This window comes from Streptomyces pilosus, from assembly GCF_014649835.1.
Taxonomy (GTDB): Bacteria; Actinomycetota; Actinomycetes; order Streptomycetales; family Streptomycetaceae; genus Streptomyces; species Streptomyces pilosus.
This window is the reverse complement of sequence record NZ_BMTU01000016.1, coordinates 60,618-81,902: the sequence shown is the minus strand read 5'-3', so window position 1 is coordinate 81,902 and position 21,285 is coordinate 60,618. Positions and strand designations below refer to the sequence as shown.

The following is a 21,285-nucleotide window of genomic DNA, read 5'->3' as shown; positions in this document are numbered from 1 at the left end:
TCAGGCGCGCTCGGGGGTGAGTCCCGAGTACATGGTGTAGGCGAGATGGGTGATGTAGGCGCGGTGAATGGTGTCCGACTCCATGCGCAGGGCGGTCGGTGTCTCAGCGAACCGGGCACCGCAGTCGGTGAGCACGGTGAGCCAGCGTCGGAAGTACGGGGTGTCGCGGACGTCGTGAAAGGACAGTCCCGTCAGCCGGCGGAACCGTTCGAAGACCACGCCCTCGCGGGTCATCAGGGCCCCGCCGACGGTGGCTGTCAGCCGGGAGGGTTCGTCGAGGGAGAAGCGGTGGGCGAAGGTGAATCGATCGGGGTGGCCGAGATACTCGTCGTACTTGCGGTTCTCGTTCCACAGCAGATGGTGGCCGATGATCGACTCGGCGCCGCTGCCGAAGCCGATTTTGTCCCCGGTCAGGTCGTACTTGTAATTGCCGTCCCGGTCCTCGTGGGCGGGGTCACGGACCCAGTACCCGTGGCAGTACTCGTGGTACCCCGCCGCGCGCAGCCGCTCCATGGACAACTCGTAGGCCCGGGTCATGGCGGTTCTGTCGTGCGCCTCGATCTGTCGGCGCGTCAGCTGCATGGCCATCACCGTCTTGGGGGTTGCCCTGTAGGGGTAGACCGACACGTGCGGCGGATCCAGGGCCAGCAGCCGGTCGAAGGTCTCACCCAGCGCATCGAGGGTCTCACCGGGGAAGCCGGAGATCAGATCCACGTTGAAGTTGTCGATGCCGCCCGCACGCAGCAGTTCCACGGCCCGCGTCACGTCGTCCGGGCCGTGGGCTCGGCCCGAGACCCGTAGCTGGTACTCGCTCAGCGACTGCACGCCGATGCTCATGCGATCGACCCCGGCCTCGCGCAGCGCCGCCACCCGGTCCTCGGTCAGGTCGTTCGGGGTGGTCTCCACCGACCACTGGCGCAGTGTGGACAGGTCGAAGGACTCCCGGACCGTTTCCGCCAGGTGCGTCAGCTCCCGCGGGGTGAGCCGTGTGGGGGTACCGCCTCCCCAGTACATGACTTCGGGACGGTATCCCAGACCGGTGAGCAGCGGTCCGTACAGCCGGATCTGGGTACGGAGCGCATCGAGATAGTCTCGGCGTTCCTCCTCGTCATAACGCAGCCGGCGTACGGGGATGTCCACGACCCAGTCGCAGAAGTGGCACTTGGACAGGCAGAACGGCACGTGGACGTAGATCGCGAGACGCTTGTCGGGGTCCTCCCTGACAACGTCGGCCGTCGCGGAGAGCAACTCACCCGGCCCCATCGCGGTCATCACGGGCTCCCTTCGTCGGAGGTGGGGACGCCGGGACCGGACAGGGCCCGTATCCGGTGGATCAGACGGGTGGTGGAGCGGTCCTCGACGTTGTCGAGGAGGTGCACGCGTCCGCCCAGTCGCGTCACCAGCGACCATTCGGGCAGGGTCTCCGGGGTGTAGTCGCTGCCTTTGACATAGACGTCGGGACGCAGCGCCTCCAGGAGGTCCACCGGGCTGTCCCCGCGAAAGGGCACGACGGCGTCGACACAGCTCAGGGCGGCGAGGATGCGCATCCGTTCGTCCAGGGGAGTCAGCGGACGCCCCGGTCCCTTGAGCCGTCGGACACTGTCGTCGCTGTTGACGCCGACGACCAGGAGGTCGCCGAGTTCCTTGGCGCGGCTGAGGTTGGAGACGTGCCCGGCGTGCAGGATGTCGTAGCAGCCGTTGGTGAAGACCAGACGGCGGTAGGGGCGGTCGTGGGCGCGCTGCCATGCCGCGAGGCCACCGGAGGCGATGACCTTGCCGGTGGCGCCCAGTCGTGCGGCCAGGTCGTCCGCCGTGCATACGGCGGTTTCGGGCCGGGCGACGACGGCCTCCGCGGCGGCGGAGGCCAGTTCCAGGGCGGGTGCGGTGTCGGCCCCGCAGGCGAGGGCGAGAGCGAGCGCGGCCGCGAAGGTGTCGCCGGCGCCGACGGTGCTGCGGATCTGCAGCCTGCGGCTGTAGGTGCGTACGGCGGGACGATCGCGTTCGACGGCCACGGCGCCGTCGGCGCCCAGGGTGAGCACCGCGATGCGGGCTCCGGACAGGTGCAGGACACGTTCGGCGAGCCGGCGCGGCTCTTGCAGGTCCCCGCCCTTTCCGTCGTCCGGTACGGGTAGCAGTCGCGCGGCCTCCTCCCGACTGGGCGTGACGGCGGTGGGACGCACGTTCCCGAGGGCGGCGATGTCCCTGGCGTCGGCGACCAGCGTCTCGGGGCCGACCGGGCGTAGCGCGGCCAGCGCGGCGACCAGGGGCCCGGACAGGAGCCCGCCGCCGTACTCGGAGATCACCACGGCGTCCGCGGATGCCATGCGTCCGGCCAGCAGCGCGGTCCAGCGGTCTTGGTCGAGCGGCGGGGCGACCGGGCCGTCACCGGTGTCCACGCGCATGAGGAGCTGTCCGCGTACTGTATGGCGGCGTTTGACGGGCGTGGTGCCACCAGGCACCCGCAGGACACCTTCGGTGCCCACGCCGGCCTCGCGCAGCAGCTCCACCAGGCGGTCGCCCGCCTCGTCAGCTCCGCAGGCGGTCACGATCTCCACCTCGGCGCCGAGGGCGGCGGCGTTGGCCGCCAGGTTGGCGGCACCGCCGCAGTGGTGCACGGTCCGTTCGGCGCGCAACACGGGCACGGGAGCCTCGCGGGCCAGGCCGTCCGCGGCGCAGCGCACGTAGGTGTCCAGGACGACGTCGCCGATCACCAGCAGGCGGCGGCCGGCGAGGGTCCGGGCGAGTTCCGACAGGTCCACGGTCATGAGCGCGGGTCCCGGTCAAGGACGTGGGCGAGATGGCGGGCCATGGCGGCGACGGTGCGGGTCTCCAGGACGCTGCGGACCGACAGCTCCGTCGCGTACCGCTCCTCGACGCGGTGGACGATGCGGATGGCGTGCAGGGAGCCGCCGCCGAGGTCGAGGAAGTCGTCGCCGGGCGCCACGTCGCGTTGCAGCACCTCCGACCAGATGGCACGCAGCGGTTCGACCAGCCGCTCCTCGTTGGGTGTGGTCGGGCGTCCCGTCACTTCGGCGCCTCCTTGGCGATGACGTAGCCGGGGAAGACCAGATGGGTCAGGCCGGACTCCCGCAGGGTCCCGAGCGCTTCCTCGGGGGTTTCGACGATCGGGTGACCCCGGGTGTTGAGGCTGGTGTTGACGACCATCGGGACGCCCGTGCGGTGGGCGAAGCGTTCGACGAGCCGGTGGAAGGCGGGGTTGTCGGCGCGCTCCACGGTCTGGATGCGCGCGGTGTTGTCGACGTGGACGGCGGCGGGGATGCCGTCACGGCGGGCAGCGGCGGCCCGGAGCATGAAAGGGCTGTCTCTGATGCCGAACCACTCGGCGGCGTGTTCGTTCAGCACTGACGGCGCGAAGGGACGGAACCGCTCGCGGTGCTTCACCCGGGTGTTGAGCCGGTCGCGCATGTGCGGGTCGCGGGGGTCGGCGACGATGCTGCGATGCCCGAGGGCCCGGGGACCTATCTCCGCGGCGCCTTCGAACCAGCCGACCACTGCGCCCTGTTCGACCAGTTCCGCGGCGCGTCCGGCGTGGTCCTCGGTGACCTCGACGTGCAGGGCACCGGCGAGGGCGCGCAGGGCGCGTTCGACCGCGGGGCGCCCGTGGTCGCGCCGCCCGTACATCAACTCGGCGTTGGCGTGCTCACGTCGGGGCTGGCCGAGCACGTCGTGCCAGTACCACAGGGCCGCGCCCAGGGCGGTGCCGTCGTCGCCGCAGGCCGGGTGCAGGTGCAGCCCGGTGAAACCGGACCGGGTGAACGCCTTCTCGGTGGCGGGGGCATTGAGGGCGGTTCCGCCGCTCAGGCAGATGGTGGGCTCGTATCCGTTGCGCCGGCACAGCGGCTCGAGCTCGGTGAAGAGCCGGTCGACCTGCTCTTCGAGGCCCCGCTGGATGTAGTAGGCCAGGCGTGCGTTGAGCGGCCGGCCGTCGGATTCCACGACGACGGGGTCGGCGTCCGCAAGCGCGACCAGCTCGGCGAAGGAGGAGACCTCGGGCAGCGGGGCGTGGGCGCCGTCCCGTGGCGCGCCGTAGGGGGCGAGGCCCATGACCTTGCCGGCGCCGACGATCGCCGAGCCGAAGAGGTGGTGGGCGACGTGTGCGTAGCCGTAGTTGGCGTCGAACCAGCTGTCGAAGTCACGTCGCAGCGGGTACAGCCGGTTGTCGCGGCCGAGGAAGGCACGGCAGCCGGTGGGGTCGATGGCGACGCTGACCCCCGAGGGGAACGGTGAAGTGTAGAACGCGGCGGCGGCGTGCAGCAGGTGGTGATCCGGATTGACCGTGCAGGGGATGCGCCGGCCCCGTAACAGCACGGTGTCGTTGCGCTGGTTGACCCAGAATTCCAGCCAGGTGTCCTTGAGGTCGCTGCCGTGCAGGGTGGCGATGTCAGGCGAGTCCATGAGATGGAGATTGCACAGCAGCACATGGTCGATGTCGCCGATGTCGGCACCGGCCTGGTCGAGCAGTTCGTCGAGATCCTCCTCGCGCAACCCCGGGTGCTTCTTGAGGCGGGAGAGGCGCTCGGTGGTGACGAAGGCCCGTATTCGGCCGTCGGTCAGCAGAACGGCGGCGCCGTCGTGGTTGAAGTTGACGGACAGCAGCGTCCGCACGGAACCGGGCGGAGGTCCCTCGGTCATGGCGTTGCTTCCCTCTCGTGCTCGTCTGAGGTGCCGAGCCGGGCGGTGACGACGGGCCACACGGTGGAGACGTCCAGGTCCGTCAGGCAGTGGGGGTATCCGCCGTCCGGACGGTAGGCGGTGGCACAGCCGCGGTCGCAGCGAGTGGCCGCTGGGTCGTGGGCGGAGCGCCGCAAGGTGCGGCAGGGGTAGCGCAAGGACACCCCGTGGTGCAGGGGGTAGATGCGGGACCAGAGGTACTCGGTGGCGGTCGGTCCGTAGATGACGACCGTGGGTACGCGCAGCGCGGCGGCGATGTGCGCCGGGGCGGAGTCGTTGCCGACCACGAGTCGTGCCGAGGCCAGGGCCGTGGCCAGGGCGTCGAGGCTGTGCGGCACCAGGATCAGGAGACGCTCGCCCCCGGACGCGCAGGTGTCCCGCAGTGCCTCCAGTTCACTGCGCTCGTCCGGCGAGCCGATGAGTGCCACCCGGGCGCCTTCCGCCAGCAGCCGATCACACAGTTCCGCGTACCGTCCGGCGGGCCAGCGTCGGTTCCAGTGGGGGGCGCCGCCAGGATGGACGACGACCCGTCTCCCGTCCCCGGTCGGGAACGGGTCGGCGACCGGGGTGTACGGGAACGGCGGGACAACCCTCGCGGCGCGCAGAGGGGTGGGCAGACCGAGGGCGGCTGCCAGGCCGGTGGCGTACTCGTACAGGTCGGAGCGGCCCAGCAGCGGGGGCGGCAGGCGGACCGGATGAGTGATGGAGGCGTCCCCCGGTCCGCCCGTGGGCAGAGCGATGCGGCGCGGTATGCCGGCGGCGCGGGCGTGGAAGGCGTCCAGGCCGGTGCTGTCCGGGTCGACCAGGCACAGGTCGAACGCCCGGTCGCGCAGCGTCCGCAGGAAGGCGGGCGGCGGCGCCGGATCACCGGGGGCGTGGACCGGGTCGGGGCAGGCAAGGAGGTCGTCCGCGTAGCCGTGGCGCTCCAGCAGGGTGCGGTGGACACGGGCGACGGTCTCACCCACCACCAGGGTGAGCGTGGCGTGCGGATGGGCCTCGCGCAGCAGTTTCAGGAAGATGTTGCGCTGGACGAGGTCGCCCATGCCCGGAGCGTCCAGCCGCGCGAAGACGCACAGCCGTCGGACGCTCCCGGCGCGTTCGGGCCCCATACGGCTCATGTCAGGGGCTGCCCCACGGGAGCCGTCCGTTCCAGCCGGCCGTGGCCTTGGAGAGTGGCCAGATCGATGTCGGCGTGGCAGCGGGCGGACTCGAAGTCGAGGGTGAGGTCACCGACGAGACGCAACGTCCCGGTGCCCGCGTCGAAGTCGGCGGCGGAGGTGTCCGTGGCCTCGGGGTCGACGGTGACTCCGAGTTCGCTGCCGCCGCGGGTCTCGGTGAACCGTACGAGGACGTAGCCGCGTTCGAGGCTTTCGCGCAGCGCCACGGCGGTGCGCTCCGGACGCAGTCCGGGCTCCACCGGGTGGTCTCCCGTGGCCAGTCGGTCCAGCAGGGAGGGCACCTCGTCCTCCTCCAGATCCTGGTCGTGCGGTTCGTCCGCCTCCAGGCGGCGGGCCTGCTCCTCCATGAACAGCCGCAGGCTGAGCGGGCGCATGTCGGTCCACACTCGCTCAATGTGGTCGAGACAGGCATCCTTGCTACCTGTGGTGCCCTCGGTCCGCCATCCGGTGGGAAGGTCCTGGTCGACGGGCCAGATCGAGTACTGCTCCTCGTGGTTGACCACCACGGCGTACGCGCGGTTGTCCTCGTCCTCGGAGATGGCTGTCATCGGTTGTGTCCCTTCGCTGGGTGTGGGGGCACGGCGCACGTCGGCGCCTCCTGGCGATCCCGCCCGCCGTGACCGGGCACTCCAAGGGACCGCCAGAGGTCGGGCAGGCGTTGCTCGGTAGCCTCGCCGACCTCGGTGATCATGTCCGAGATGGAGCGCAGCATCAAGCGAACGGCGCGATCGTCTAGGGCCGTTGCGTTGTAGTGCAGGGTCAACGCCACGTCGTCCACGCCGTGTTCGGTGAGGTGGAGGTCGGCGTTGACCCCGTCCCAGGCGGCACCGTCGGCCGGGGGTGCGACGGGGAGCAACCGGCTTTCGTCGAACAACTCGACGGACAGGCCGAGTTCTGCGAGTGACGGCTCGTCACGGGTGAGCGAACTGCGCGGCGGGATGCGGCAGAAGTGCACGCGGGTGTCCCATACCGGGAGGGCGCCGGGGTGCTCCGCGCGGTGCAGGTGGCGCAGTTCGTCGTAGGGGACGTGGCGAACCATGGTGTCGAGCAGCCCGGCATGGGTGCGGCGCAGCAGGTCCGGGAACGTCATCCCGGCGTGGCGCTCCAGTTCGACGCCGAAGGCGATCTGGTCGGAGAGCGGGCCGATGAGCCCGTCTCCTCCGTGGGTGTGGCGCAGGTCGGTCCAGGCGGCGAACACGGCGGTTGTGATGTCCGGTGCCATCATGGCGCGCCAGGAGGCGAGCAGGGCGACGACTGCCAGATCGGGGCTGCAGCCGGCGTCCGCGGCCCGTGCGGCCAGGCGGTTCCACGCGGCACCGGACACGGGCTCAACCTGCGTGGCGGTGATCCGGCGGTCCGACGGTCGGGCGCCGAGGGCGGCAGCGAGTGTGCCCTGACCCTGCCACCGCGCCAGTCGCCGAGCCCACCAGGCCTTCCGGGCGGGTGGCACCGGACCGAGGGCGGGCGGTTGCTGGGGAACGCCCCCGGGCCGGTGGCGTCCGAAATAGGCGCGCAGGACGGAGCCGAGGGTGGCGTAGAGCGAACCGAGGTCCGCCACGAGGAAGTGCGCGGTCACGGCGAGGACGAACTGGTCGGGCCCGATGCGTACGACGTCGAACGTGGCCAGGGGATCCCGCCGCGGGTCACGGGGAGTCGCGGCGGCCTCCCGCAGGGCGCGGGCGCAGTCGGCGCGGTCCGCGCTCCACACGGCGACGGGTGCCGGCGTGGCGGCGGTGCGCAGCCGCAGGGTGCCGTCGTCGTCGGACAGTCGTGCCCGCAGGACGGGGTGGTGGTCGACGACGCGTCGCACGGCCTCCACCAGCCGGGGCACGTCGACGTGACCGGTGAGGAGCAGCGCGCGGCAGCGCACGGGGGTGCCGGAGGAGGTCTCCTCCAGCAGGGGCCAGTAGCGGCTCTGCAGCGGCCAGAGGGCCTGCGCCGGCGAGTGGTGGCTCATGGTGCGGCCTCTCCCGCCTGGCGGTCCTCCCGAATGACCTGGCGGCCCTCGCGAACGGTCCGGCGGTCCGCGCGGACGGCCTGGCGGTCCAGCAGGCCGGCCATGGCGACGGCGACCCGTCGTTCGCCCCGGTAGGGCTCGCGGCCGTGTGCCGCGAGAAGGTTGTCCACCAGCAGGACGTCCCCGGCGCGCCACGGGACGACGCCGGCTTCGGCGGCGTAGGCGGCGCGGATGTGGGCGAGGTCTGCGGCGGGGATCGGGCCGCCGTCGCCGAAGGTGACGTGGTGGGGCAGGTCCTCCTCGCGCGGGTAGCGGGCGCGCAGCGCCGCGCGCAGGGCGGGGTCCAGACCGTCCGGGTGGAAGAACGCCGCGTGGTTGAACCAGACGTCCTCCCCGGTGCGGGGGTGGCGGGCGAGGGCCGGCTGGGTCTGGCGGGTGTGGAGCGTGCCGCCGGGGCGCCAGTGGGCCTCGATGCCTCCGCGGGCACAGTAGCTGCTCACCTCGTCGCGGTCGTCGGTGCCGAACGCGTCCTGCCAGGACAGGCCGACGCCGGGGTGGTAGGTGCGGAGGTAGCACACCCCTGTGCGGACGAAGCGTTCGACGACGGCCGGGGCGAGCCGGGCGAGCACGCGCCGGCAGTCGGCGAGGGGGGTACCGCCCCCGGCCCGCGCCGGCACGGTGCACTGGAAGGCCAGCAGCCCCGGGAAGGCCGACTGGTAGGCGTTCTCGTTGTGCAGGGCGATGACCTGGTCGGCCGGATGGTCGGTGGAGGTGTAGACACCGCCGCCCAGCGCGGTGCGCGGCGTGGAGCGCTCCCGGTACTGCAGAGGGTCCCCGCCCAGCGGTCGCAGCAGGCGGGGCAGGTCGCCCGGCGTCGTCTGGAAGCCGCGCAGCAGCACCGCTCCATGACGGTCCAGCAGATCGCGCAGCCGGCCGGTGTCGCGGGCGGCCCACGCGGCCGGGTCGACGGCGTCGTCGACAGCCTCCACGACGACCGGCAGGGTGCGGCCGGCAGGGGTGGAGCCGGTCTGCACCAGGGCGGCAGGCCGCTCTTCGACCGGGCGGCGGGGCACCCGTCCCGGGCCGTGGCGCAGGTTCACTGGGCGTCACCGTCCGTGTCGGGGGCGGGGCCGCCCAGGAGGGTGTGCAGCACTACGTCGCCGACGGCGAGGTCGAGCGCCCCGACGAGAGCGCCGGGGCGTACGCCGGCCACCGGGCACAGGCCGATGCCGTGTTCCGCCGCGAGCGTCATGAGGAGTTGGCCGATGGCACCCGCCTCGTACGCGGTGAAGTGGTCGGCGAGTTCGCCGTAGAGAGGCGTGACGGCCTGGGTGCGACCGACCAGGTGGAGGGCGAATCCGGCCCGTTCCGCGACCGCGCGGTTGACCTCGTGGTGGTCCTCGGGGTGCAGGGCGTGGGCGGGGGTGAGGGGAATGAGTCGGTTGCGCACAGGATGGTGGTAATAGCAGCCGCCGGGCAGTCCGTCGACTGCGCCGGCTCTGACCACGGCGTACACCTGGACGGGATAGGCGCCGCCCGCGGAGGGATAGGCGCGGTGGGGTCCCTCGCCGGTGTCGGTTTCGCGCAGCGCGGCGAGGAGCGCCCCGAGGGCGGCGGCGGGCACCGGTCCGCTGCCGAAGCGGCGGACCGTGCGGCGCAGTGCTATGCGCTCCGTGTGTTCGGGGGCCAGGTCAATGCCCTCGGCGTCGTCGAGGTCGTGCCGCAGGCCCGGGCGCCGGTCCTTGAAGGCCTGGCGGTCCTGCAGACGGTGCAGTACGTCGTCCGTGACCGGAATCGCGGACGGGTCCGCGACGGAGGCCGAGGCGGTGTCCGGGGTGTCCGGGGTGTCAGTGTCGTCGGCGTCGCGTGTGCTGTGTCCGCTGACCAGGACGGCGAGGGAGGGGAACTGGAGCAGTTCTGGCATGTCCACGACAATGCCCAGCTCCTCCTCCACGACGGTGGCCAGCCGCACCAGGTCGACAGAGGTCGCCCCCAGGTCGAGGAGGTTCATGTGCGGTTCGATGGGGCTCACACCGAGCAGCCGGGTCGCCACCGACGCCGCCCGTTCCAGGAGTTCGGCGTCGGGTGCCGGAGCGGTCACGGCGGTGTCGGCACCGGTGCCGGGGAGGGGTGCGGTGGGGGCGGAGGAGGCGAGGGCGGCCCGGTCGACGCGTCCGTCCGGCGTCGTCGGGAAGTCGAGGACGAGTTCGACACGCTCGGGCAGCAGGTAGGGAGAGACCATGCGCCGCAGGTACGCGCGCAGTTCCTCGCCGCTGATCGCGGCGCCCCGTTCCGGTTTGACGTGGGCCACGGTCCCGGTGCCGGTGGGGCTGACGACGACGGCCGCGGCCACCGAGGCATGTCGCCACAGGGCCAGTTCGACGTCGAGCAGGTTCAGCGGGCGTTCGTTGAGCCACATGCGGGCCGCCCGGTCACCGGCAAACTCGACGATTCCGGTGGGCAGTTCGCGCCCCAAGTAGCCACTGGGCAGTAGCCGCCCGTCCGGGGCGGACGCGTCCGGGTCGTCGTGGTGCACGCGGCCGGTCACCCAGACCGGGCAGCGGGCGAGGGAGTCCGACAGGACGCGCACCTCGCGGTGGGTCAGCGCTCCGCCCAGCGGGACCCAGCCCCAGTCGTCGTCCAGATCCCCGACCGGCATGCAGGTGGCCCAGATGCCGGGATCGGCCCCCTCCCCCAGGTAGAGCACCCGGCCGCCGGGGCCGGCGAGGGCCCGCAGCCGTTCGGCCGTGGCACGGGGCAGCGGCTCGCCGCTGATCGCGTAACGGCGTGGCGGGACGGGCAGTGTGCCGTCGGCTCCCTCCGCGAAGTCGAGGAACATGCGGGTCAGGGTGGGGGTGGCGGACCAGGCCGTCACCGTGTGGCCGGCCGCCAGAGCGACCCAGGCGGCCGGGTTACGCAGATCTATGTCGTCGGGCAGGACAAGGGCGCCGCCGACCGTGAGCGGTCCCAGCATGTCGTAGAGGGCGCGTTCGCTGGCCAACGGGGTCACGCCGAGGAGACGGTCCTCACAGGTGAGGCCGAGGCGTCGGTTGACGTCCTCGACGGTACGGGCGACCGCTGCCACGGACAGGCTCAACGGGACCGTGCCGCTCTCCGGCGCGCCGATCAGCGCGAGGGTGCCGCCGTGGGCAGAGGGGGGCTCGACGGGCCCGACCGCTTCGGGAGAGTCCGCGCCGTTTACGGTCAGCACGGTGACGTCGGCGTGCCAGTCCATCCGTTCGCGCAACCAGGGCTGGGTGACGGCGACGTCCGCGCCCACGGCGGCGAGTCGCTGCCAGCGGGCCGCACGGTTCAGATCCGGGGGCACCGGTACGTACGTCGCCCCGGTCCACAGCACGGCGAGCGCTCCGACGACGTGCTCCCAGCCCGGTTCGGCGCACACGGCGACCCGGCTGCCCGGCCCGGCACCCGCGTCCGCGATGCGCCGGGCGAGCCCCGTGACGCGTGCACCCAGCTCGCGGTGTGTGAGGGTGGCACGGGAACTGATCAGGGCGGTCCGGTCGGCGCACCGGACGGACGCCGCGTGGAGGAGGGCGGTCACCGACGGCGGTTGCGCCGGTCCCGCGGCCTCATGGCCGACCGGTCCGGCCGGCAGCGGGTCGTGCTGGTTACGCGTCGTACTGGACATGCGTGTCCGTTCCCCATTCGTCGTCGTCGGTCGCCAGCCGTCGCATCTGCTCGTCGAAGGCGTGGAACACGGCCTCGACGAGGCCGTCCGGAAAGACCTGGACCACGTAGTCCCAGGTGCAGGTGAGGATCCCGGCGCGCTCACTGATCTGGTGGTCCAGGAGCACCTGCGGCGTCTGGCTGACCGCGTACGCGGTCTCGCCGCGCCACGGGACGGGTTCCTCACCGTCCGCCATCAGCTCCGGCATCAGCATGCTGGTGAAGACGACGGGCATCATGCTGTCGTGCCGGCGACGGGCGTCCTCGCGCAGCATGCGCAGTACCTCCACGCCGCTGACCGCGCGGTGTTCCAGCCGTTCCCAGAGCCGCTGTTGCAGGTCCTGGGCACGGGCGCGGAAACGGGGCAGCGAGGGGCCTACGGCGAGCAGGGTGAGCGTAGTGAAGTCGCCGATCACCTGATCGATGTCGGGGTGCACCCGCTCCCTGTTGAAGGTGGTGAGGTTGAGGGTGAAGCCCCCCTCCCTGCCGCTGAAGGTGCGCAGCACGTCGCAGAAGGCGGTGCACACCACCACCGAGGGCGTGAGACCGGCCGCCGCGGCGCGCCGGACCAGCGTGCCCCACACCTCCGGTCCGAAGGACGTGGTGAGCCGCTCGAAGCGGGGCCGGTCCACGGAGCGCGGGTGGACGCGCTGCGGGAGTTCGGGGGCCGGGGGCAGCCGGTGGGCTTCCGCTCGCCAGTACTCCAGGGCCCGAGCGCGCTGCGGTGAGGTGCGGGCCCGTTCGGCGGCCAGGACGTAGTCCCGGTAGGTCACGCCGAGCGGGGGCAGTTCTCGCTGAGGGTCCCGGTAGAGGGTGAGGAGTTCGGCGGTCAGTACGTGGACGCTGTGGGCGTCCGCGATCAGCAGGTCGAGACTGACGAAGAGCCGGGTGCGGCCCTCGTCGAGGCGGTGGGCGCGCAGCGCGAACAACGGCCACCGGTCGGCGGGGGCGACGCGGTGCGACAGTTCTTCGCGGGTGTGGGCGTGAAGCTCCGCGGTGTCCTCGGGGCTTCGGCCGCGCAGGTCGAGGTGGTCCACGGCATAGTCGGGCACGTGCTCCAGGACGCGTTGCCGGCCGGAGGGCAGGATCACCGTCCGCAGCGAGTCGTGGCGGGCCACGAGCCGACGCACGGCCTCCTCCAGCCGGTCGACCTCCAGCTCTTCCAGATCGAGTTCGGCGTAGGTGTGGGTGGCGACACGCCCGAGTTCGGCCGAGGCCAGCCGGCCGAGCCAGTAGGCATGCTGGACATCGGTGAGGGGGAAGGGGTCGTGCCGGCCGAGCGGGTCGGGGCGCAGTTCGAGGGCCGGGTCGGGCGCCTGGCCGGGTGCCGCGGACGCGGGGGCGTCCTTGGCGGCGGCCAGGCGCTGCGCGGTGGCGGCGACGGTCGGGGCCCGGTAGAGGTCGAGGAGGCTTAGCCGGGCGCCGAACTCCGACTGGATCCTGGTCGTCAGACGCATCGCCGCGAGGGAGGTTCCGCCGAGGGCGAAGAAGTCGTCGTCCGGGGCGACGTCGTCCACGCGCAGCACCTCCGCCCAGACGGCGGCGACGCGTCGCTCCCACGCGTCCGCCCGGCGCCGGGGGGCGCCGGCCGCGTGGCTGACGGGCAGGTCGCGCAGCCGCCCCCGGTCCACCTTGCCGTTGGTCGTCAGCGGGAACTGCTCCAGCGGGATCAGGCGTGGTGGGACGGCGTGGCCGGGAAGCACCTCAAGGAGCCGCTCGCGCACCGTGGCGGGGCCCGGGGTGGCTCCGGGGTCGGACAGGTAGTAACCGACCAGTCTGCGTTGCCGGTCAGCCGTGCTGGGGGCGACCACGACGGCGGCGCGGACGCCCGGGACCCGGGAGAGGGCGGTCTCGATCTCACCGAGTTCCACTCGGTGGCCGGAAATCTTGACCTGGGTGTCCTCACGGCCGAGGAACTCCAGCAGGCCGTCGGGGAGGAAGCGCACGATGTCGCCGGTGCGGTAACGGCGTTCCACAGCACCGGATCCGGTGGGGCATTGCGGGAACTTTTCCGCCGTGCGCTGCGGGTCACGCCAGTAGCCCAGCGCGACGCCCCGGCCGCCGATCTGCAGCTCGCCGGGCACCCAGTCGGGACGGGGCCTGCCGTGGTCGTCGACGACGTGCACGGTCTGGTTGTCCAGGGGCAGGCCGTAGGGAATGCTGCGCCAGGCCGGGTCGACGTGTTCCACGGGGTACCACACGGACCAGATGGACGCCTCTGTCGCGCCCCCCATACCGATGACTCGGCAGTCGGGTGCGACCGATCGCAGCCGGCCGGGGAGGTCCAGCGGAATCCAGTCGCCGCTGAGCAGCGCCACGCGCAGGCCGGCCGGGGCGGTGGCCGCCGAGCCGTCGGCGTGCTCGGCGTACTCCACGAGGAGGCCGGCAAGGGCCGGCACTGAGTTCCACACGGTCACTCCGTGACGCCGCATCAGGTCGGTCCAGTGGGCCGGACTGGTGCGGCGACCGTGTTCGGGCAGAACGACCGCCGCGCCCGCGGCCCAGGTGCCGAACAGGTCGTACACGCCGAGGTCGAAGTGGAGGGAGGACACCGCCAGCACGCGGTCGGCGGGGCCTACGCCGAAACGGCGGTTGACGGCGACGATCGTGTTGACGGCGCCCGCGTGATCGATGACGACGCCCTTGGGAACGCCGGTGGAGCCGGAGGTGTGGATCACGTAGGCGAGGTCGCCGGGCGTGCAGGGCTCGCCGGGCGCGCCGCCGGAGCCGGCGGTGGTCAGACAGTCCTCCACGGCGATGACGCCGACGCCGCCGGTGCCGGGGAACCCGGCCCCTCCGGCACGTTCGACGAGGACGTGCCGGACACCGCTGTCCTCGATCAGACGTCTGGTGCGCTGAGCCGGCTGGTCCGGGTCGAGGGGCAGGAAGGCAGCCTTGCCCTGGAGCACTCCGAGGGCGGCGACGGCCTGTTGCCATCCCCTGCGTGCGGCCACGGCGACGAGGTCCCCCGGGCGCACGCCCCGGTTGTGCAGAGCCCGGGCCACGGCGAGGGAGGCGTCGACGAGTTCCCGGTAGGTCAGCCGCACGGTGTCGGTGATCACCGCCGGGTCGTCGGGACGGGTGCGGGCCTTTTCGTTCACCAGGTCGTGCAGACAAACGTCGGGGACGGGCGCCTCGGTGCGGTTGACGGCGGCCCTGCGGGCGGTCTGCCCGGCCGGCGGCTCCGGTGCCGGCAGCGCGTCCCAGTCGGGGTGCTCGGGATCGGACAGCCGGTCCAGGAAGGCCGCGTAGGCGGAGAAGGCCTCGTCGAGGAGGCCGCTCGGGAAGAGGGCGTCGACGGCGTCCCAGTTGTACTCCAGCGCACCGTCCACCTCGGCGACCTGGTGGTCCAGGGCCACCTGGGGTGTCTGGCTGACCGCGTACACCACCGGGCCGAAGGGCTGACCGGTACCCGGCTCGGCCCGTCCAGGGCGGGGGCGGGAGGTCACCAGGTTCGACGTGAAGACGACCGGCGTGACGGCCCTGGGTTCCTCACCGTGTTCCCTGAGCCATTCGCGCATCACGGTGACACCGCTGACCTGGGCGTGGTCGAGGTCGTCCCAGAGACGGTGCTGGATACGCCGGGCGCGTCCGGCGAAGGCGCCCCGCTCGCGGTGGTCGACCTCCAGGGGGATGAGGGAGGTGAAGTCACCGATGACGGCGTCCACGTCGGGGTGCTCGACCAGCCGGTCGAAGAAGGTGAGCATCAGAGTGTAGTGAGGCCGACGGCTCCAGAGGGTCACGATCTCGGCGAAGGCGGCGAGCAGCACGCCGGACGGGGTGAGGCCGTGCCGCAGGGCGCGTTGCTTCAGCCGTGCCCAGCGCGCCGGTTCCAGGCGCGCGGCGCGGCGGTGGAACACGGGTCGGTCGACGTCCTCGGGGGCACGGGCGAACGGGAGTTCCGGCCCGGGTGGCAGGTCGGGGAGGCGGTCGCGCCAGTAGGCGGCGGCCTGCCGGTGTTCCGTACCGTCCCGTTCGGCGGCGCGGGCGAGGACGCAGTCGCGGAAGGTCAGGGCGAGCGGCGGGAGCGGGGTGTCGGGAGCCCGGTAGACGTCGGCCAGTTCGGCCAGGAGCAGGCCGAAGCTGTGAGCGTCACAGACCAGGGAGTCGAGGCCGATGTGCAGGAGGGTGGTGGTGCCGGGCAGCACGGAGGCCCGGACGTCGAACAGGGGCCAGCGGTGGGCGGGCAGGACTTGGTGCGACATGACCGCGCGGGTGGCGCGCAGTGCCTCTTCGGCCTCGGCCTCCGGAAGGCCGCGCAGGTCGTATGTGACGACCTCGTAGGCGGGAACCGTCGGCAGGACGCGCTGGGTGCCGTCGGCGTCGATCACGGCGCGCAGCATGGGGTGGCGTTCGATGATCCGGTGCAGCGCGCGGTTGAAGCGCGGCACGTCGAGGCCCTGGGTCGTCATCTCCACATAGCCGTAGGTCGAGACGTTGCCGAGCTCCATGTCGGCGGAGCGGCCTATGTAGTAGGCCTGTTGCACCTCGGTGAGCGGGAAGGGCGCGTGGTGGTCGTCGGGTGCCGTGGGCACGGGCTCCGCTTTCGCGCCCGCAGGAGAGGCGTGGCGGATCATGGCGCTGATGCGTGCGGCCAGAGCGCGGGGGGTGGGTGCCTCAATGAGGTCGCGCAGTGCGATACGGGCCCCGGTGCGGGCGCGCAGCCGGTGGACGGCACGCACGGCCAGGACCGAGTGGCCGCCCAGCTCGAAGAAGTCCTCGTCGGGGCCCACGTGGCCGTCGGCGTCCGGCAGCAGGGCGCCGAAGACCTCGCACACCAGCCGGGAGGTGCGCGGCGCGGAGGGGGCCGTGTCGTGGGTGTGCGGTGTTCCCGTCGTCCGGCCGGCGGGGCCGGACCGGCTGGGGCGGCCCGGCGCGGGGTCCGCGGCGGCCAGGGCGGCACGGTCCAGCTTCCCGCTGGGGGTGCGCGGCAGGGCGTCGACGGCCCGCAGCCGGGAGGGGACCTCGTGTGCGGGCAGTCGGCGTGCCAGGGCGCGGCGCACCGTTGTGCGGTCGAGCGGTCCGTCGGTGATCAGCAGGGCCGCGAGGATCAGCACGCCATCGGCGTCCAGGGCGGGATGAACGGCGGCCTCGCGGATGCCGGGCAGGGTGCACAGCGCCCTTTCGACGGCGGCGGGTTCCACACGCATGCCACGGATCTTCAGCCGGTCGTCGGTGCGGCCGAGGTGTTCCAGGATTCCGTCGGGGCGGCGGCGGGCCAGGTCACCGCTGCGGAAGGCACGGGCGCCGGGCGTTCCGGCCGGGTCGGGCACGAAGCGCTCGGCCGTGGCAGCGGGCCGTCCGTGGTACCCGCGCGCCAGTCCCGCACCGCCGACGAGCAGTTCGCCCGGGACGAGATCGTCGACGTGGTGCCCTGTCGCGGGGTGAGTGACGTGTACCCGGACGCCGTCGACCGGTTTTCCGATCGGCACGACCGCGTACGGGGTGTCGGGAGCGAGTTCGACGGCGGTGGCGTCCGCCGCGACCTCGGCGCTGCCGTAGAGGTTGAACAGCCGCGTTCCGGGAACGGCATGCGCGAAGCGGCGCGCCAGGGTGGGTCCGGGTGCCTCGCCGCTGGTGACGCACAGGCGCAGCGGGGCGAGCCGCGTCGCCAGGTCGGGCACCGTGGCCAGGAGCGGTTCCAGCAGGGAGGGCACGGTCAGCAACCGGGTGGCCCGCCGGGTGGCCAGGTGGTCGGCGAGGGCGGTGGGGTCGGCGCCGCTGTCCGGCCCGACGATGTCCAAGCGGGCGCCGTCCAGCAGGGGCGCGAAGACCTCGGCCACGGAGTCCACGAAGCCCAGGGGGGCTCGGACCGCGCATGTGTCGTCGGGAGCGTACGGCATCGTCCGGGCCGCCCAGCGGCAGCGGTTGACGAGGCCGGAGTGCAGGCCCACGACACCCCTGGGCTCGCCGGTGGAACCCGAGGTGTGGATCACGTAGGCGGCCTGGGCCGGGTGGACGGGCAGTCGCAGGTCGTCCACCCGGAGCCGGTCGAGCTCGGCCCGGTGGGTGTCGAGCAGCACGCTGGGCAGTGCCGCTTCAGGACCGTCCCAGCCGGCGGCGAGCGCCTCGGTGGTGATCAGGCAGGAGGGGCGGGCGTCACGGAGCAGGGCTGTGACGCGCCGTGCCGGGAAGCCGGGGTCCAGGGGGACGAAAGCGGCCCCCGCCTTGAGCACGGCCAGCATGGCGAGGACGCTTTCGGCGGAGCGTTCCAGTCGTAGCGCCACCCGGTCCTCCGGGCCGACGCCGTGCCGGCGCAGCAGACGGGCGAGGCGGTTGGCCGCGCCGTTCAGGCCGCGGTATGTCAGGTGGCGGGTGCCGTCCACGACGGCCACGGCGTCGGGGACCTCCGCGGCCCGCCGTTCGAAGATCCGGTGGACGACGGCGGTGTGGTCCGTCCCGTCGGGGGCGCCGGCGGCACGCGCCGTGCGGACCGCCCCGGTCGTCGGCTCGTCCGGCGCGTCGACGAGGGCGTCCAGGGCGGTCATCAGACGGGCGCCGAGGGCGCGCGCGGTGGCGGGGTCGAACAGGTCTCGGTCGTACTGAAGGGCGAGCTGCCAGGCGTCGTCGTGGTCACGGAGCTCCAGTGTGAGATCGAACTCCGCCGCGCCCAGGGGGATGTCGACCGGTTCCGCGCGCAGCCCGGGCAGGTCGACGGCTGCCACAGGCTGCTGCCCCACACAGAGGACGTTCAGGGGACGTGCGAATGCGGCGCGGTCGCCGGTGCGCCACAGTTCCTCCAGCAACACCTCGTACGGCAGTTCCTGGTGGGCGAGGACGTTCAGCGTCTCGTCGCGCACGGCGCGCAGCAGCCGGCGGGGGGTGGGATGCGAGCCGGTATCCAGCCGCACGGGCAGCACGTTGGCGAAGTAGCCGATGAGACCGCGCAGTTCCGGTCGTGTGCGACCGGCGACGAGGGTGCCGACGGCCAGATCGCGCCGGCCGGTCACGGAGGCCAGCACGGTCAGCAGTGCCGTGGTGGCGACCATGAAGGCGGTGGCGCCCTCGGCGGCGGCGACGGCCCGCAGCGCGTCGAGGCGGGGGCCGGTGACCGTCCGCACCTCGGTGCCGCCGCCGGCCCGCGGGGTGTCCGGCTTGGCGCGGTCCCAGGGCAGTCGGGGTACGGCGTGCTCGGCGATCCGGGGACGCCAGAAGTCCAGCAGTCGTTCCCGTTCGGCTCCGCCGGCCCGCCGGCGCTGCCAGATCGCGTAGTCGGCGTACTGGACGGGCGGTTCGGGCAGTGCGCAGGGGTGTCCGGCCAGAGCCTCGCGGTAGTGCGCGGCGAACTCAGCCACGAGCACGCCCAGCGACCAGCCGTCCGTGACCGCGTGGTGCGCGGCGAGCAGCAGGACGTGCTCGCGTGGGGCGAGCCGGAACAGGACGGGGCGCAGCAGTGGTCCCGCGGCGAGGTCGTAGGGGTGCAGGGAGGCGGCGCGCAGCACCTGGGTGAGGAACGCCTCGGGCGACGGTCCGCCCGCGGCGGCGGCCATGTCGACCAGGGGCAGGTCCTGCGGGGCCACGGGCCGCACGACCTGGCGGCCCTCGGCGTCGAAGACGGTCCTCAGTACCTCGTGCCGGCGCACGAGGTGGTCGACAGCGGTACGCAGGGCGGCGGGGTTGAGCGTGCCGCGCAACCGTACGGCGGCGCCGTACCGGTAGGCGTGCTGGCCGAGTTCGGACAACACCCACATCCGCTCCTGGCCGAAGGAGGGCGGGGCGGGACGGGCCGGGTCGGGACGGCGCGGGATGCCGGCGCTGTTCTCCTCCTGCCGCTGCCGGAGCAGTGCCTCCAGCAGTTCGCGCCGTCCGGGGGGCAGCGCCGCGATGCGGGTGCGGAGGTCGTCGGCGGTGGTGCCGTCAGACACGGACGCTCCTTTCGTGGGCGGCGCGCCCGGCCTGCCGGAAGACGTCCGTCAGGAGGAGCGCCCCGGCGACCAGTTGCACGATCGGGTCGTGGACCGCGCGTCGCGCCGCGGGCAGGGCACGTAACCGGTCGAGCCAGGCCAGGACGGCCCGGCGGTCGAAGAACGGACTGTCGTCGAGCGCGGCCGGGGTGATGGCGCCGCGGAGGGCGGCGAAGGCCGCCTCGTCGCCGATCGCGGGCGGTGCCATGAAGCCGCGCTTGCGGCCGCTTCGGACCTCGGCGGTGAGCATCTGGGTGCCGACCGTGGCGCGCAGGAGGTGCTTGGTGCGGCCGTCGTGGGCGTACCACTGGGGCGGAGTGCGCCGGAGCACGTCGAAGAGCCCGTCGTCGAGGAAGGGAAGCCGGACCTCGACGCCGTGCGCGGCGTCGAGCCGTTCGGCCATCAGGATGTAGTTCGCGAACCGGCTGCGGGCGAACAGGTAAAGGGACCGGTGCAGTGGTGTGCGGTCGACGAGCCGGTCCCCGGCCCGGGCCAGGAGCGCGGCGGCGCTGTCGCGTTCGCGGGTCAGCCGGGCGAAGTCGGGGGTGAGCAGGGCGGCGATCGGCCGGGCGACGGTCGCATGGCGTTCGACGATCCAGGAAGGGACGAAGCCGAGATCCGCCACGAGGGTGCGCAGATGGCGGGGCAGGTCGGCGGTGTCCGCCAGCTGCGCGTATGCGGCGCGTGTGCGCGCCCGCTGTGCCGGATCCAGCGTCAAGGCCAGGTCCTTGCCGAACTGCGGGTAGCCGGCGAGGACTTCGTCGCCGCCCTCCCCCGCCAGGGCGACCTTGTGGCCCGCCGCGGCGATGGCGCCCGCGTGCACGAACCGCGCCACGCCGTGCGGGTTCTCCTGGACCATCTCACCGGCATGCAGGGTCCGCACCAGCCGATCGAGGTGGCCGTCGGGGGTGTGGTGGACGACCTCGTGACGGACACCGAGGTGGTCGGCGGTACGGCGGGCGAGGGCGCTCTCGTCGAGGCCGGAGCCCTCGAATGCCACCGTGAAGGCGGTGATGTCACGGGTACGGGCTGCCAGCGCGAGGACGGAGGAGGAGTCCAGCCCTCCGCTGAGGTGGCAGGCCAGGGGCCCGTCGACGTCCGTGCGCCGGAGCACGGCCTGGGTGAGGGCGGTCTCCACCGCGTCCAGGTGGGCGGACCGGTCTTCCTCGCGGACGTCGGCGTGCTCCTCCGCGCGGGGATAGTCGATGTCCCAGTACTCGCGCAGGCGCAGTCCGCCGGCGTCGGCGTGGAGCAGACAGCCCGGGGGCACCTGGCGCACCGCCCGTACGGGCGTGGCGTCCGGCCCCATCGCCAGGTTCAGGTGATCGGCGAACGCCGCCGTGTCCCATTCGGGTGACACGCCGAGGGCGAGGAGCGCCTTGATCTCGGAGGCGATCAGGAGCCGGCGGCCCAGGCGCGCGTAGTAGAGCGGCTTCACGCCGAAGCGGTCGCGCACGGCGGTCAGTTCCGCCCGCCGCTCGTCCCAGACGACGAACGCGAACTCGCCGTGCAGTTCGTCCAGGGCCCGTTCGCGGTGCGCGTGGAACAGGTGCAGGGCGACCTCGCTGTCGCTGCCGCTGCGCACCGCCACGCCACGGCGTCGCAGCCGCTCGCGCAGCGCACGGTGCCCGTAGAACTCGCCGTTGGCGACGATCCAGAGGCCGCCGTCGGCGACGCCCATGGGCTGGGCCCCGCCCGCGGGGTCGTTGACGGCCAGGCGGGTGTGGCCCAGCACGGCCCGGCCCGTCGGTGAGACCCACGTCCCCTCGCCGTCAGGGCCCCTCGGCCGCAGCACCCGCAGGGCGGGTGCCACGGCGTCCGCGCCGAGCGAGCCGTCGAAGTCCACTGCGGCGACTATTCCGCACAC

The 21,285-nt window shown here is 72.9% G+C and carries 11 protein-coding genes; all 11 read right to left on the bottom strand.

The features are described from left to right. From IE118_RS29465 to asnB, 11 genes are read right to left on the bottom strand one after another with little or no spacing between them, the layout of a single operon-like run. On the bottom strand, window positions 1-1,272 hold the full coding sequence (locus tag IE118_RS29465; protein WP_189561141.1) for a coproporphyrinogen-III oxidase family protein: 1,272 nt from the start codon (window positions 1,270-1,272) through the stop codon (window positions 1-3). Beyond that, entirely contained in the window at window positions 1,272-2,765 is a 1,494-nt protein-coding gene (gene rfaE2, locus IE118_RS29460) for a D-glycero-beta-D-manno-heptose 1-phosphate adenylyltransferase (RefSeq protein ID WP_189561140.1), read from the bottom strand. The genes IE118_RS29465 and rfaE2 overlap by 1 nt, the downstream gene beginning before the upstream one ends. After that, complete coding sequence (locus IE118_RS29455; RefSeq protein ID WP_189561139.1) at window positions 2,762-3,028, bottom strand: acyl carrier protein; 267 nt, start codon at window positions 3,026-3,028, stop codon at window positions 2,762-2,764. Before IE118_RS29455 ends, rfaE2 begins: the two co-directional genes overlap by 4 nt. Further along, complete coding sequence (locus IE118_RS29450; protein WP_189561138.1) at window positions 3,025-4,653, bottom strand: carbamoyltransferase C-terminal domain-containing protein; 1,629 nt, start codon at window positions 4,651-4,653, stop codon at window positions 3,025-3,027. The genes IE118_RS29455 and IE118_RS29450 overlap by 4 nt, the downstream gene beginning before the upstream one ends. Then, a complete protein-coding gene (locus IE118_RS29445; protein WP_189561137.1) occupies window positions 4,650-5,810 on the bottom strand; it encodes a glycosyltransferase family 9 protein in 1,161 nt (386 codons plus the stop codon). The genes IE118_RS29450 and IE118_RS29445 overlap by 4 nt, the downstream gene beginning before the upstream one ends. Further along, entirely contained in the window at window positions 5,807-6,418 is a 612-nt protein-coding gene (locus IE118_RS34780) for an MbtH family protein (protein ID WP_189561136.1), read from the bottom strand. Before IE118_RS34780 ends, IE118_RS29445 begins: the two co-directional genes overlap by 4 nt. Next, the gene (locus IE118_RS29435) at window positions 6,415-7,827 is read right to left on the bottom strand and encodes a condensation domain-containing protein (protein WP_189561135.1); all 1,413 of its coding nucleotides are present in this window, start codon (window positions 7,825-7,827) and stop codon (window positions 6,415-6,417) included. The genes IE118_RS34780 and IE118_RS29435 overlap by 4 nt, the downstream gene beginning before the upstream one ends. Next, the gene (locus tag IE118_RS29430; protein WP_189561134.1) at window positions 7,824-8,927 is read right to left on the bottom strand and encodes a TauD/TfdA family dioxygenase; all 1,104 of its coding nucleotides are present in this window, start codon (window positions 8,925-8,927) and stop codon (window positions 7,824-7,826) included. Before IE118_RS29430 ends, IE118_RS29435 begins: the two co-directional genes overlap by 4 nt. Then, window positions 8,924-11,476 carry an AMP-binding protein gene (locus IE118_RS29425; RefSeq protein WP_189561133.1) on the bottom strand — a complete coding sequence of 851 codons (2,553 nt, stop codon included), beginning with the start codon at window positions 11,474-11,476 and terminating at the stop codon, window positions 8,924-8,926. Before IE118_RS29425 ends, IE118_RS29430 begins: the two co-directional genes overlap by 4 nt. Beyond that, window positions 11,457-19,379, bottom strand: a complete 7,923-nt coding sequence (locus IE118_RS29420; protein WP_189561132.1) for a non-ribosomal peptide synthetase — start codon at window positions 19,377-19,379, stop codon at window positions 11,457-11,459. The genes IE118_RS29425 and IE118_RS29420 overlap by 20 nt, the downstream gene beginning before the upstream one ends. Beyond that, window positions 19,372-21,285, bottom strand: a complete 1,914-nt coding sequence (gene asnB / locus IE118_RS29415) for an asparagine synthase (glutamine-hydrolyzing) (RefSeq protein ID WP_189561131.1) — start codon at window positions 21,283-21,285, stop codon at window positions 19,372-19,374. The genes IE118_RS29420 and asnB overlap by 8 nt, the downstream gene beginning before the upstream one ends.